This is a genomic window from Calothrix sp. UHCC 0171 (assembly GCF_034931845.1).
GTDB lineage: Bacteria > Cyanobacteriota > Cyanobacteriia > Cyanobacteriales > Nostocaceae > Brunnivagina.
Map to the genome: position 1 here is coordinate 133,795 of NZ_JAYGHN010000009.1, position 12,421 is coordinate 146,215.

Consider the following 12,421-nt stretch of genomic DNA (forward strand, 5'->3'; position numbering starts at 1 on the left):
TGTAACCAGAAGAATTCTATCAAATTGAGTGCCCTGGGTTACTAAGGATTTGAACTCAAAGTAAAATAAAGCGATACGTCGAAATACGTTTAGCACAGCAGTTTTATCACTTAGATATTAATTTTTGACTTTGACTTTGACTTTGACTTTGACTTTGACTTTGACTTTGACATTGAGGTTGACATGAGGTATCGCGCTTTAATTGCTACATTGCTTGCTTTATGTTTGGGGTTTATCACTGCTTGTAGTGATGCTCCAACAGCTAGTACAACTGCTCTGACATACGAACAAATTCGTGGTACTGGCTTGGCAAATAAATGCCCCCAAATTTCTGAAACCAGTCGTGGCTCTATTCCTATTGATTCCAGTCAGTCCTACACCATCAAGGAACTGTGTATGGAACCAACTAGCTACTTTATTAAAGAAGAACCCACGAACAAACGTCTGAAAGCAGAATTTATCCCCGGTAAGGTATTAACCCGTAAAACTTCTTCACTCGATCAAATCCAAGGTGACTTGAAAGTTAATTCTGATGGTAGCCTCACCTTCCAAGAAAAAGATGGCTTTGACTTCCAAGCTACTACCGTCAAATTACCTGGTGGCGAAAGTATTCCTTTCCTATTCACCGTCAAAGGATTGGTTGCGAGTACACAACCTGGTTTAACCAGCATCAACACCTCAACCGACTTTAAAGGTTCATTCCGTGTTCCTTCCTATCGTGGTGCGACTTTCCTCGATCCTAAAGGTCGTGGCGTTGCTAGCGGTTATGATAACGCAGTCGCTCTTCCCGCTCGTTCAGATGCTGAAGAACTTGCCCGCGAAAACGTCAAAAGTGTCGATGTTTTGGAAGGAAATATCGAATTGTCAATTGCTCAAGTCAACAGTGCTACTGGCGAGATTGCAGGTACATTTGAGAGCATTCAACCTTCTGACACTGATTTAGGTTCAGGTGACCCCAAAGAAGTTAAAATTCGCGGTATATTCTACGCTCGCGTCGAATCTCAAGCTTAAACCTCGTCCTAAATTGAAACCTGAGTTATTCACCAGGATTTATTTCCAACGGGACATGATGTAGGTTGAATAGTATAAATTGTAGTTCAACATTAACTCAAGATTAGCTAAGAGGATGATGTTGGGCTTGGCAAAGTACCCAACCAACCTACAAAATTATTTCCTTGAATACTGCAAGCAACACAACCCATAAAACCTTGTTTGAATTTCTAATGCAATTTAGAAATTCAGCAAGTTTTTTTATATTAGAGGATATTTGAAAATAAATAAGAATACAGAGACATAGTGCGGCTACGTCTCTCCATACGGTTCGGTTAGGGAGGAAAAAAATAAGAATAAGACTGGGAGCATCTATACGCTATTGATTCTAAAAGCTAATAGCAATTTTTGTTTAACCGAACCCTATTGCTACATCTCTAATCATGTTTGAAATTCGCAAGCCAAAATCACTGTTTCAAGGAATCTTCTAAAGAATTAAGTTGTTGCGTCCAATCTTTACCAACTTGGATACTGATATCTGAGCCAAGGTTGCCGGTACTTTCAACCCGAACTTCGCCAAAACCGATCGCATCACGAAGAATCTCAGCACTGCTATGATCACCTTGTTGGGCAACTATGTGGGTCATTTGTAAAGGTTCACCCCAGCTTTTGGCGATGTAAACATTACGATAACCAGCTTTTGTCAAGGTTTGAATTAAGGGCTGGAGATTGGTTTTTTCGTCCCCGGTACTATCTTGAATCGCAATACGTAACGAACTTGGTTCTTGGTTATTTACTTGGCGGTTTGTTGGCAAATCAAAGTGTTGTGCCATTGTTTGAGTGATGCGGTTTCTGTTTGGTATCCAGTAGCTGGCATCAAATTCGTTTTTCTCGCTAAACCTACCCGGAACCATTAATTGGAGGATATTTGAACGATTGGTACGTGCGCCATATCCAGCTAATGCTAATAACTCTTCGACGGTGAGGTTAGTATCAATATTTTCTTTGACGACATTGAGGATATCTGGTATCCGAGTGAGAGTAGCAGGATTAAGAGTTTGATCCATTAATGCCCGCATGACCAATTGTTGACGTTGAATTCTGCCGATATCACCATTTTCATCGTGACGGTAACGTAATAATTGCAGGGTTTTATTACCATCAAGATGCTGCTGACCTTTTTTGAGGTTGATGTAAAGATGCTGGGAATCATCTTGATATTTCATATCTTTAGGGACATAGACATTTACGCCACCTAAGGCATCAATGAGTTTTTCGACTCCCAGGACATTGATGCGAATGTAGCGGTCAACTCCAACTCCATCCAGCAGATTGCTCACGGTTTTTGCGGTTAAAGCGGGTCCACCGTGGACGTTGGCGGAGTTAATTTTTTTCCTGCCATGTCCTTCAATGGTAACGCGGGTATCGCGAGGAATCGACAGCAGTTTTAAATTTTTCTTTTCCGGATCAAAGCGGATGAGCAGCATGACATCGGCGAGACCATCAAAGGAATTGACTTGCGGCAGGTGGCGAAGACCCTTTGTTTCCTCAGGAGGGTTTTGAACATCGGAAGAAAGTACACTCATCCCCATGACGAGGATATTGACAGGACGGGTTAATTCCGAAAAGCGCAACCCACTCCCAGAAATGCGATCGCCGTCAAAAACTGCGGCTTCAGAAGGACTTAGATTGGCTTGCATGAGCGGCGTGCTACTCAAAGAAACAGCCAGAAGTGCCCCTGCTGTTGCTGATACCATCGCTATACCACTCATTCCCACCCAAAACCACAGCCAACGACCGGATTTAGTAGTGATTTTTTTGTCGTTAGGGGTTGAAGTGTCGCTTGAATGATTTTCTTCCGCCGAAGTTCTTTGAATGGTCACTTACTTCCTCACACTTTGAAATAAATAGTATTCACTGAGTCCAATCTGAACATCCAGATTATTTTTGTCACAATAACGATTTTTTAGATGATTAATGCTAAATTTTCTACTTTAATCCTAACCAAATACTTATAACAGTATTTCTCCTATTTTTTCTGTTGTTTATTCAGCAAATCCGGAGATGTTTTCTTGCAGTATGGCAAGATTTTATCTAATTTGCCTAGACCTAATCAGCATATACTTAGTCAAATGAGTGTAAATACGTATAAATACAGAGAATTTAAATTTGACTCTTACTTAAGAAGTATATTTACGTAACACTCGTTCAGCAAAACGACTGAATCCAGGCAGACGTTGTTTTTTGCGGCGAACAGCATTCAAAATCAACCAGAGGCTAACTAAAAAATAACCAGAAGTCAGAAAAGTATTGAGAACTTGGAGACGCAGGGTCAAAAAATCAGACGTTTGCTCTGCCCCTGTTGCCAACATGAGATATCCCAGTATCCAAGCCATAGCCAGGGTGATAGACAAACGACTTGCCATGAGTTGTTCTTTGGTTCCTTGACGACTGTATAGAGTCCACAGCGAAGGGAAAAAACCGACAATCGGAATCATGTAGAGAATTAATTGTAAAGTAGAAGTGCTGTCGCTGGTTGTTATCTCCTTCGTAATTACGCCTTGATCGTCATCACTTGGGTTTAATTTGTCAATCATTTTACGTTTTTTCATGTTTTTTTTCATGGAATTTAGTGTAATCCTAAGTTAGAGAGATGTATCTGGGGCGTGTAGTTGAGATAATAAGCAATAGAGAGATATTTATTTTAGTTGTATCCCGCAATCGGCAGATGCAAACACGCAAGCTCTTCGACTGGTGGCAAACATTAACACCGTTAGCGCGATTCTTAGCGATCGCGCTCCTAGCTCCGTTGTTCGTTTTAAATGGATGGGCAATTTCGGCAATTTTCGCTTATTTCCACTCGTTGATTGTCATTTTAGTCGGAGCATCAGTGCTAGCGTTTCTGCTTAACTATCCCGTAAGTTGGATGGAACGCCACGGTGCCAGACGCGAACAAGTAGCAATCCTAGTGTTTTTACTGGCTTTGTCTATTTTATTGGCATTAGGCGTAACACTGTTTCCTCTGGCACTGACCCAAGCACAACAATTAGTAGCACGGATTCCGGAATTGATCGATTCCGGGCGATCGCAATTGATGATACTCAATGAAAAAGCCGACACATTTGGGTTGCCCATTAACCTAGATGCTTTGCTGGTGCAAATCAACGATCGCGTCAAGGGACAATTACAAGCGATTGCGGGACAAGTCCTGAATTTAGCTGTAATTACCGTTACGAGTTTGTTGGATTTCCTCCTGACTATGGTGCTAACTTTCTATTTGTTACAACATGGTGACGAACTTTGGCAAAGTCTTGTGGATTGGCTACCAGCAAAATTCCGCGAACCATTCTCGGATACGGTGCGTATGAGTTTCCAAAATTTCTTCATCACGCAGCTAATTATTTCTACCTGCATGGCTTCAGCCCTAATTCCCACGTTTTTATGGTTGAAGGTTCCTTTTGGGCTATTATTTGGCTTGACAATTGGACTCATGGCACTTATACCCTACGGTGGTTCTGTGGGTATTGCGATGACAACATCGTTGGTAGCACTGCAAGATTTCTCGATGGGGGGAAGAGTTTTAATTGCAGCAGTCATTGTTCAACAAATTCTGGAAAACTTGATTGCACCGCGAATTTTAGGTAGTTTTACGGGCTTAAATCCTGTCTGGCTACTAATTTCGGTTTTAACTGGAGCGAGAATTGGCGGGCTTTTGGGGGTAATTTTGGCTGTTCCTACTGCTGTAGTTGTTAAAACCGCCTTAAGTGCGTTACGACGCTCTTCTAATAGCGAAGCAGATGCAAGTGAAATCAATGAAAGTAAAAATAAAAATATTGTGGTGTCGGAGGTAGCTGCACCTGGTACTGAATCATCTCCACCGGCTCAAGTCAGTTCTGCTACGCCTGTGGCTCCGCAATTGAACCCATAAATAAAATGCTGCCTGTTTGACGATCGCGAATACAAGCGAAAAATGGGCGATCGACTACCATTTCAAATGGTTTAATTGTTGGTTCAAATAGCAATGCTCGAATCATTGTCACGGAAGTGGCTGCTGCTGCTTCCGTTCCTTCTTCATTGACTTCGACAAAGGTTTTATGTTTTACCTCACTGATGGCTAGTTTTTCACCCATCCCTGAAAAATCAGCTTGACTGCTAAAGGCTTCACCCATACCCAAGGCTTTTAAACTCTCATTGAGCTTCACCTCGTAATTCATTTTGAAGCGGGGTAAGCGAATGGAACCTTCACGGTTACTCAACTGCGACATCCATTTTTCCCAATTTGCTGCGTTTAATGTTTGGTAAAACGCTGATAAATTAGAATCTTTTTTGGGCAAAAACACATCAAAACTGATTTTGCCATCTTGACCATATGGTAAGCTGACTGCTTGAAAATTTGCGGTTTCTAAGTATTGATAATTGCCATTTTGTGACATCATGGGATGTTGTTTCTGCTGACCAGATGCCAGAAAAAATGGGTATGGTTTTGTCTGATTGATGTCGAATTTATTTGTCCAATTACCTTTAAAGTAAATGGCGTTAACCAATAATAAGACTTGGTTGGGAGTCAGTTGTTTAACTATGTTATCAATTTTACCTTGAGTATTTTCTTTTACCCAAGCATTAATGACATCTGTAGCTGCGGCATCACTAAAGTTTAAATTTGTGACTTTCGCTTGGTAAAATTCACGATTTCGCTGGAGAAAATCAGATTTAAACTGAGCATCTTGATTTGCCCAGAGAGAATTCGCAATGTTTAATTGGACTTCCGGGTTAGGATTTTCCAGAATTTCCTTTAAGGCTGCATTCGAGGAATTAATTTGTTGCAGGCTGAATCCCTCTAATTCTAGCGTTTTCGCGATCGCTTCTTTTGTCGAGCCACTAGCTCCGTTATAAGTCATCGCCAGAGCCATGGCGACACTTGATGGCGAAACAAATATATTAGTATTGCTATTTTGTTGCCTATTTTCTGATTGCAAAACTTCCGAGAACAGCTTGAAACCAAACTTCGTATTTGCAGCTACAAGTTTTGTATCGGGCTTTGCTATTGAATTGGACATGGAAGATTCCGTGCGAGGTGTTCGTGACTCAGCGACTGCACTATTATCGCCACTAATGGAAGAACATCCAAGTACCCCCATTAAGACAATACCTGCTGCTGCCAGTGCATATCTTCTGCCTAGACGCACACCATAACGTCGTTGTAGAAATATTTCGCGAGCATTACTATTTTTTTGCTTCATGCCATCACCCTTATTTTCACCCTTCAGGTACACCAGTTTGCCGGGAAAGGTTCTCTTCAAACAACCAAATCACCGTCATTTGTTTCTGACTATGACATCCAAAGTACCTTTGTTATTAGGTGGTTACAGTTTTGGCAACAGTTCTTTTAATCTTTCAGCAACAAATATTTGAGTGTTATTTGCTGGTAATTAAACAGATTAGTCAATAAGTATTTATTACTTTTACAGAGTGTGGAGATATTTCCAATATTTTCCAACATATTTATGGTAAGCACTATGTGCTTACCAGCAAACCTAAACTTCAAAATGGTAAGATACAGCCCCCTCTTCACTAATCTTGAAATTCGCATTGAATTCTTTAGCTTTATCGTCTAAATAATCTTTTGCGTTATGTGGGGGTAGTTGCGACTGCATTGCAAAACTTAACAGTGTAATACGTCCGTGGTTTTCTTGTACCATCCGGTAAAAAAGCGATTGTAAGCGTTCATCTGTCTGTTGTTGAAGTGCTTTTTTTTCGTGCTTACCTTGTCGGTATAAAGATAACGTCATCCATCCACCAAGGATAGTACAGGGCAATCCAAAAACCAAACCCTGAACAGCTTTATTACTTAAATCAGCGAGATAAGTTGGAGATGCAAACACGAGTTCGCCATCTTCATCTATACGTGCAGTCCCTGGTTTATTGGCATTATTTTTTTCCATCACCGATGAAGCGGAGATAGTTAGAAACATAAAGCCGAGTATAAGCAACCAACCTGAAGCTAATTTTTCAGCAGTCTTCATAATTTCTTTTCAGACTTGAACCTCGCTTGCGATTTTAACTTTACTTGCGAATCTATACCACTAAATTTTTGGGGAACAGGGAGGAAAAAAATAATTAGTGATTTCTAACTTCCTATTTCCCGTTCCCTAAATCTGAAAGTAATAATAAATGCCACCATCACTACTTAAATCAAAGGAAGCATTAAATTCTTTAGCTTTAGCATCAAGATATTCTTTTGCCTCTTGCCCGGTAATATTTGCTTCCTTTGCAAAAAGAATTACGGAGATGCGCCCTTGATGTTGTTCAATGAGATGATAAAAGGTAGACTGAAGGCGATCGCTCAGAAGTTGACGATGTTTTCGTCTTAACCCCCAAAGCATATATCCACCACCAGCCAATAAGGGAACACTAAGGGCAATACCTGCAAATGCAGTGTCTTTTGCTTCCTGAATTTGCAGAGAATTACCATTTTTATTCTGTAATTCGGGTAAAGCTGAGGCAGAAATGATCAAAAAAATGAATCCTACAGATAGCATCCCAGCAGCAGCTAGTTTTGTGAGGAGTTTCATCATCGCAGCAAAAATTATGTTAATATATCGCCGCGATTCTAACCTTACTTTCGTGTAGCTTCCAGTAGTCGTGAAAAATAAAATCGAGTTTTAGTCATTTCATCGCGGGCAATACTAAAACCATTATTTTGGAGATATTTAACTATATCTGCTTCTTTGTGGAGATAGGCACGAGTGGCTTTACTTGCACCAGGGAAGAAACTACCAATCTTTTTCAGTAAACTTAAAGCACAGGTTTTGGGCGCAAAACTAAGTATAATTCGGGATTCCGATAAAGAACACAAATGGGAAATCATCTCTGCGGCTTTGTCTTGGGGATAATGAATGAGAACATCCAGACAAATAACAGTGTGATATTTCCCACTCAACCCTTCTAAATCCTGTACTGCAAATGTCGGATTATCGTTATTACCAAAGATTTTCAAAGCACGCTCCTTGCCTTCACCCACCATTGCCTCAGAAATGTCGCTAGCAAACACCTTCGCACCAGTTTCCGCCAGAGGAATACTCAGGCTACCGACACCACAACCAGCATCACAGACAGAAATTTCGGCTAAATTACCATCAGCCTTGAGCCAGTTAATCACCTTATCAACAGTTTGCTGATGTCCATTACGAATATCAAGCTGGACTTTATTGACTTCACCATCACCATAGATACGTTTCCAACGGTCAAAACCCGTAGAATTGAAATAATCTTTAACAATTGTTTTATCGTCAGCTGCGTTCATGAAACTCAATTTTTAATAAATACTTCTCAATCGTTAAAGTAGCAGGAAAAAGGTAAGGGGGGAAGGGGGAAAAGAATTTCATCTCTCCTGATTCTCTGTGTCTGCGTATCTTGGAAAATGTCTGGCTGTATTAAAAGTTTAGTTTTCAACGCCATAATGCAGAGGTACTGAACTAGCCTTTAATGTGCATTCCTAATTGCTTCTAGTTCTTGTTGAATCGATAAAGGTTGATATCCCCAAGCAAACGCCTGAGAACTGTCTAAGGATACATCTTGAGGGCGAGGCGCTGACATTTTTACATCTGCTTGACGACACGCTTTTAATCCAGTGACAGGAAGATTAAAAGTTTTCACCATTAATTGACCAAAATCATAGCGAGAAATTCTTTCTTTGCCACCTAGATTAATAATTCCCTGAAAATTTTTTGTTAATACTAAAAGAAGCCCTGTTGCGGCTGTATTCCCACTCGCAGGGGTACGAAATTCATCGATAAATAAATTTAATTCTTTACCTGCTGTTAATGTCTGAATAAAGTTTTGCAGAAAGCTTGTAGCTGTGGGTGTATGTTTTCCAAACATTAATGGCATTCGACAGACAGCAGTTAAAGGATATTTTGTCAACATTCCTTGTTCTGCTAAAACTTTTTGTTCTCCATAAAGATTAACAGGATTTACTGCATCTGTTTCTTTGTAAGGTGCGTTTTTGCCATCGAATACTAAATCAGTGGATGTGAAAGCAAGAGGAATTGATTTTTCGGCACAAAGTTCAGCAATATTTATCGATGCTGTCACATTGACTGCGTGAGATTCTTCGGGATGATTTTGGCAATAGTTGGGTTGGGAGATTGCAGCAGTGTGAATTACTGCATCGGGTTGAATTTGGGCAAATATTTGTTTGAGGGATTGGTAATGAGCAAGATTTGTTTTAATTAATTTAATGCCGGGAATCTGAATATCGTGAGAGAAATATGTGCCGTAAATTTCCCATTGTGGTTGAGTTGATACTGACGCTAATTGACAAACATGATATCCCAGAAAACCACTTACCCCTGTAATTAAAAGTTTTTTCATACCAAGTTAAAATTATTAGCTAAAATTACTCTATTCACAGTAATTTTACTTGATATGATTCAGACTCAATCAAATCAGGTGACTAGACTATATCCCCGACTTCGGTTGTAAATTGGGATATTCTTAATTCAGGAGTGCTTGAAAGCGCTTGTCTTGACGGATTTTGATAAAGTCAGTATCAGATTTAGCCAGCTTTTTGTACTTAGTTGGAACTAAATTTATTGCCTTTTGCAGATTTTCAATGGTGGCATCGACGTTATTTTGCAATGCATAAGTACAAGCTTTGTTGTAGTATGCTAAATCCTTTTTCGGATTAATGATTATTGCTTTGTCGTATGCTGCTATTGCTTCGGGAAAACGTTGCAATTTACTTAAAGCGATGCCTCGATTAATCCAAGCTTCCTCTTTATTTTGCTTAATAACGATCGCTTGATCATAAGCTGCAATCGCTTCTTGATAGCGGTTTAATCGACTTAAAACGTTACCTTGATTATACCAAGCTTCATGTGACTGGGGATTAGCTTTGACTGCATTTTTGTAAGATGCGATCGCACCATCAAATGTTCCTAGGGCTGTCAAGGCATTACCGCGATTAATCCAAGCTTCTGCAAAGTCTGGCTTTGTTGCTAAGACCTTATCATATATTGCGATCGCATCACGGTACTTGTGCGCGTTTAACAATTGGTTTCCTTGGCGGAATAGACTATCTAGCTGTTGGGTTGTGTGGACTTGGTTGAGTAGTTGAGCAACATTAGATTCCTGCACAACTTGCTGTGTATATTCTCCTCGGTGATTCGCCACATTCCCGCAGCCTAGCATCAACGAAGTCATTAAGCCAGAGGCAACAAAACTTCTCCAAGAGGTCATGTTGTACCTACAAAATTCGTAATTATCATCCTAAAATTTCTGAAGACAAAAAAAAGTATGAGAAAACACTAATCTATTTTTCTTTACTGATTCTTTTTATTCACTATTTACGATTAATTGAAAAACCATTTTTTTGCTTGATTTTACCTGATGGGTAAATTTTTGTAGATTGAAATAGAGTTCATTTTTGGCGTTGAGAGTCACTTTTGTCTGATTTTTACAGAAATTTTACATCAGGCAACCTTCATAAATAACTAGGATGAATCATGCTGATAACTGACTCTGAACATCAGCAACTCTAAATTTTATCCCTCATCAAGAGAGGTATTACATGTCATAAATCAAAAGATTTCTTTAATTCGAGCTATTGTATCTGTCAGTTGAATCAAAGCAATTAAGAATCAGCAACCTTCTGACTTTTGCATTTATTCGTATTTATTTACAGTTAGACAATATTACCATTTGTCGTTCTGTATCAGGTAATAGGTATCCGCTAATTTGGTAATATTATTTGACTTGACAAAGAATGCCTTCTGTGTGTTTTTTTGAGCATATCCCCTCTTAATTAGACTTTGCCCACGTAATCATTCCCTGATGAAGGAAGCAAGCGACATTCGTGGAAAAGAAAAAATATATTCCTGATTTGAATTCTCTAGCTATCTCCCCATCTCCCCATCTCCCCATCTCCGTGTCTCCCCATCTCCCCATCTCCCCATCCTCCTCAACAGCACTTGCCGAACCCCACCCTGTAACAGCTACGATAAAACATCTGTTGAATTGAGTCATCTGGGCGAAAATATTAAGCATGACGATTGAATCTAATTCCAACCCATCCCAGTCACCACAAAACGAAGCAAACCTTGAGGATAATTTGCAGCCCGATGATTTTGATGGTGGCGACAATGGTTTTACACCCGATGAAATGGCGGCTCAACAGGCTTTGGCAGCGATTAGCTCGTTGCAATCCTCAAAACACACAACTGCTTTAAAACAAGCACGTTCTACATTTAAAACCCATCTTCCCAATACAGCGATCGCGAAACCAAGGGCATTATTAATTACATTAATGGCGATCGCGCTGATTTTTATTGGCATGGCGGCTAATATCTGGATTATTGGCGCGTTCGGGACTTTAGTGACTTTGGTATTATCCATCGCCATGCTGTTGCCGTGGTTGCAAGAGGTAGTCAAAGAATGGATTTCACCGCAGGAACGCACGGTGGTTTTTGGAATTTTTGGATTTGTTACGGCACTGGTTGGTGTCATCAGATTTACAGGGATTGGGGACGATATTCTCCGTTGGGGACGGCGAGTTAACTGGGATGCCTCTGGAACCCTCGCCGAATGGTTTGGAGCCTTGGGACAAATCCTCATTGCCATCATTGCCGTTTACGTTGCTTGGCGACAATATGTCATCTCCAAAGACTTAACAATTCAGCAAAACCTACTCACTGTTCAGCAAAACATTATTACCCAACAACAAACAATCGATTCTTACTTCCAAGGTGTCTCGGATTTAGTCTTAGACGAAGAAGGATTATTAGAAGATTGGCCCCAAGAACGGGCGATCGCAGAAGGGCGGACTGCTGCTATCCTTAGTAGTGTTGATGGTAGTGGCAAAGCCAAAATTTTACGATTCCTATCACGCTCAAAATTATTAACCCCTCTCAAACGCGATCGTCATCTCGGACGTGCCATTCTTGATGGTAGTGGTGGATATGCTGAGGACAGAATTGCTGGGTTGCGTGTGATTGATTTAGGTGTGATGCTGGCTGGTTCTGACCTCGCCAATACCGATTTGCGCTGGACTGATCTCTCCGAAGCCAACTTGGTTCGGGCAAATCTGAATAATTGTGATTTGGTGAAAGCTAACCTATCCCGCACTATTTTATACGAAGCTAATCTTAGTTATGCCGATTTAAATTCAACCCGTTTCTTTTACGGTGCGGCGGAAACTGCATCACCCCGCAGTCGTACTGAACCACCCAACTATAAAACAGGCGAACACACTGGTGCAGTCATTGAAGATGCCGATTTTACTAACGTTCAACGGATGTCGGAATCAGTACGTTACTATTGCTGTGCTTGGTGTGGCGAAAAAAAACGTAGCACTATTCCCGGTGGTTGTGAAGGTATTCCCAATAAATTAGGACGGTAGATGTGATTTCTGGATATATTCTTGCTTAGGAAA

Annotated in this window: 12 protein-coding genes; 3 read left to right on the plus strand and 9 right to left on the minus strand. The window is 40.4% G+C overall.

Going from position 1 to position 12,421, the window contains the following annotated elements; all coding sequences use genetic code 11:
- The first annotated feature begins 183 nt into the window (after positions 1 to 183).
- The gene (locus VB733_RS09700) at positions 184 to 1,011 is read left to right on the plus strand and encodes a photosystem II manganese-stabilizing polypeptide (RefSeq protein ID WP_323339876.1); all 828 of its coding nucleotides are present in this window, start codon (positions 184 to 186) and stop codon (positions 1,009 to 1,011) included.
- 446 nt (positions 1,012 to 1,457) lie between these two features.
- Here the strand turns inward: VB733_RS09700 and VB733_RS09705 are convergent, their stop codons facing one another.
- Both VB733_RS09705 and VB733_RS09710 read right to left on the minus strand, forming a co-directional pair.
- On the minus strand, positions 1,458 to 2,873 hold the full coding sequence (locus tag VB733_RS09705) for an LCP family protein (RefSeq protein WP_323339877.1): 1,416 nt from the start codon (positions 2,871 to 2,873) through the stop codon (positions 1,458 to 1,460).
- Positions 2,874 to 3,170: 297 nt separating this feature from the next.
- Positions 3,171 to 3,602, minus strand: coding sequence for a hypothetical protein (locus VB733_RS09710; protein ID WP_323339878.1), 432 nt, complete (start codon positions 3,600 to 3,602; stop codon positions 3,171 to 3,173).
- Positions 3,603 to 3,718: 116 nt separating this feature from the next.
- Between VB733_RS09710 and VB733_RS09715 the strand changes: the two genes are divergently transcribed.
- The gene (locus VB733_RS09715) at positions 3,719 to 4,918 is read left to right on the plus strand and encodes an AI-2E family transporter (RefSeq protein ID WP_323339879.1); all 1,200 of its coding nucleotides are present in this window, start codon (positions 3,719 to 3,721) and stop codon (positions 4,916 to 4,918) included.
- On the opposite strand, the gene VB733_RS09720 is transcribed toward VB733_RS09715, so the two are convergent.
- The 7 genes from VB733_RS09720 to VB733_RS09750 all read right to left on the minus strand — a co-directional run bounded on the left by VB733_RS09720 (position 4,887) and on the right by VB733_RS09750 (position 11,016).
- On the minus strand, positions 4,887 to 6,230 hold the full coding sequence (locus tag VB733_RS09720; protein ID WP_323339913.1) for a serpin family protein: 1,344 nt from the start codon (positions 6,228 to 6,230) through the stop codon (positions 4,887 to 4,889). The two genes, VB733_RS09715 and VB733_RS09720, sit on opposite strands and share 32 nt — an antisense overlap.
- 294 nt (positions 6,231 to 6,524) lie before the next feature.
- The gene (locus VB733_RS09725; protein ID WP_323339880.1) at positions 6,525 to 7,013 is read right to left on the minus strand and encodes a hypothetical protein; all 489 of its coding nucleotides are present in this window, start codon (positions 7,011 to 7,013) and stop codon (positions 6,525 to 6,527) included.
- A 126-nt stretch (positions 7,014 to 7,139) separates the two neighbouring features.
- Entirely contained in the window at positions 7,140 to 7,565 is a 426-nt protein-coding gene (locus tag VB733_RS09730) for a hypothetical protein (RefSeq protein WP_323339881.1), read from the minus strand.
- A gap of 41 nt (positions 7,566 to 7,606) precedes the next feature.
- Complete coding sequence (gene bchM / locus VB733_RS09735) at positions 7,607 to 8,293, minus strand: magnesium protoporphyrin IX methyltransferase (RefSeq protein ID WP_323339882.1); 687 nt, start codon at positions 8,291 to 8,293, stop codon at positions 7,607 to 7,609.
- A 179-nt stretch (positions 8,294 to 8,472) separates the two neighbouring features.
- Positions 8,473 to 9,363: an NAD(P)-dependent oxidoreductase gene (locus tag VB733_RS09740; protein ID WP_323339883.1), complete on the minus strand. Its 891-nt coding sequence runs from the start codon at positions 9,361 to 9,363 to the stop codon at positions 8,473 to 8,475.
- 123 nt (positions 9,364 to 9,486) lie between these two features.
- Positions 9,487 to 10,230 (minus strand): tetratricopeptide repeat protein, encoded by a 744-nt coding sequence (locus VB733_RS09745; RefSeq protein ID WP_323339884.1) that lies wholly within the window; start codon positions 10,228 to 10,230, stop codon positions 9,487 to 9,489.
- Between the two features lie 561 nt (positions 10,231 to 10,791).
- On the minus strand, positions 10,792 to 11,016 hold the full coding sequence (locus VB733_RS09750; protein WP_323339885.1) for a hypothetical protein: 225 nt from the start codon (positions 11,014 to 11,016) through the stop codon (positions 10,792 to 10,794).
- A gap of 19 nt (positions 11,017 to 11,035) precedes the next feature.
- Between VB733_RS09750 and VB733_RS09755 the strand changes: the two genes are divergently transcribed.
- Positions 11,036 to 12,388 (plus strand): pentapeptide repeat-containing protein, encoded by a 1,353-nt coding sequence (locus VB733_RS09755; RefSeq protein ID WP_323339886.1) that lies wholly within the window; start codon positions 11,036 to 11,038, stop codon positions 12,386 to 12,388.
- Positions 12,389 to 12,421 lie beyond the last annotated feature (33 nt).

Bases quoted from the DNA above. Each gene is read 5' to 3' on its own strand.
- VB733_RS09710 (WP_323339878.1), bottom strand. From the start codon at position 3,602: ATGAAAAAACGTAAAATGATTGACAAATTAAACCCAAGTGATGACGAT.
- bchM (WP_323339882.1), bottom strand. From the start codon at position 8,293: ATGAACGCAGCTGACGATAAAACAATTGTTAAAGATTATTTCAATTCT.
- VB733_RS09750 (WP_323339885.1), bottom strand. From the start codon at position 11,016: ATGACTCAATTCAACAGATGTTTTATCGTAGCTGTTACAGGGTGGGGT.
- VB733_RS09745 (WP_323339884.1), bottom strand. From the start codon at position 10,230: ATGACCTCTTGGAGAAGTTTTGTTGCCTCTGGCTTAATGACTTCGTTG.
- VB733_RS09755 (WP_323339886.1), top strand. From the start codon at position 11,036: ATGACGATTGAATCTAATTCCAACCCATCCCAGTCACCACAAAACGAA.
- VB733_RS09725 (WP_323339880.1), bottom strand. From the start codon at position 7,013: ATGAAGACTGCTGAAAAATTAGCTTCAGGTTGGTTGCTTATACTCGGC.
- VB733_RS09715 (WP_323339879.1), top strand. From the start codon at position 3,719: ATGCAAACACGCAAGCTCTTCGACTGGTGGCAAACATTAACACCGTTA.
- VB733_RS09720 (WP_323339913.1), bottom strand. From the start codon at position 6,230: ATGAAGCAAAAAAATAGTAATGCTCGCGAAATATTTCTACAACGACGT.
- VB733_RS09700 (WP_323339876.1), top strand. From the start codon at position 184: ATGAGGTATCGCGCTTTAATTGCTACATTGCTTGCTTTATGTTTGGGG.
- VB733_RS09740 (WP_323339883.1), bottom strand. From the start codon at position 9,363: ATGAAAAAACTTTTAATTACAGGGGTAAGTGGTTTTCTGGGATATCAT.
- VB733_RS09730 (WP_323339881.1), bottom strand. From the start codon at position 7,565: ATGATGAAACTCCTCACAAAACTAGCTGCTGCTGGGATGCTATCTGTA.